General features: G+C 40.2%; 1 protein-coding gene. It reads left to right on the plus strand.

Translation table 11 applies throughout. The annotated features are described in order from the left end of the window. Positions 1–984: reverse transcriptase domain-containing protein (locus tag ACRD62_RS22435; protein WP_430822318.1), on the plus strand; the 984-nt coding region annotated here is incomplete at its 5' end. Between the last annotated feature and the right edge of the window lie 86 nt (positions 985–1,070).

Consider the following 1,070-nt stretch of genomic DNA (forward strand, 5'->3'; position numbering starts at 1 on the left):
CCACGTCGTAACACCCAGCAGGCAGTAGGAAAAGCTCTAACGTTAATAAATTCCGACAATCAACACATTGTTGAAATAGACTTGAAGGAATTCTTCGATAGAGTGGATCACACATTATTACTGCAACTTTTATATCGTAAGATTAAATGTAAACAAACCCTCTGTTTGATTCGTCGTTGGCTGCGAGCACCACTTGTGAAAGATGGACGCTTATACAAACGACGAATTGGAGTACCACAGGGCAGTCCTATCAGTCCATTACTATCTAATATCATTCTGCATGAGCTGGATAATGAAATGGAAAGACTAGGACTTAACTATGTACGATATGCCGATGATTTTAGTATATATTGCAAAACAAAATCGGATGCTCGTAAAGCAGGAAACACCATTTACCTATTTCTTAGGGATAAACTAAAACTCCCTATCAACAGAGATAAAAGCGGTATCCGTCGCCCTGTTAACTTTCAAATACTGGGTTTTGGCTTTGTTCCCATCTATAAAAGAGGAATCAAAGGAAAATATCAACTGATTGTTACTTCTAATAGATGGCAAAGTTTTAAGGCTAAACTTAAAAAGGCCACCCGTAAAACTACTCCTATGAGCTTTGACGAACGTATTCAGGAAATTACGCAAATTCAGCGAGGCTGGATTAATAATTTCAAGTATGCTAATATCAAACTAAAACTGGAAAAGCTTGATGGATGGCTTCGTAATCGCCTTAGATACTGTATCTGGCATCATTGGAAGAAACCCGAACGCAAAAGAAAGAATCTTATTCGCCTGGGAGTTAAACCTGATATGGCTTACGCCTGGAGTCGTTCTCGTATGGGAGGTTGGGCTATTGCTCAAAGTCCGATTTTAGGCACTACCATAACAAAAGAACGCCTTCAAAAACGCGGTTACATCAGTTTATCTCATATGTTTCGACTAATGACAAAAGATTTGTTTTATTACAACAACACGCTGTTCCCCTTAATGTAGAGAACCGCCGTATACGAGAACCGTACGTGCGGTGGTGTGAGAGCTTCTCCCTGCTAGCGTTTGCTAGTGGGGCTGGCTACTCGATT

This window comes from Carboxylicivirga caseinilyticus (genome assembly GCF_050589785.1).
GTDB classification, from domain to species: domain Bacteria; phylum Bacteroidota; class Bacteroidia; order Bacteroidales; family Marinilabiliaceae; genus Carboxylicivirga; species Carboxylicivirga caseinilyticus.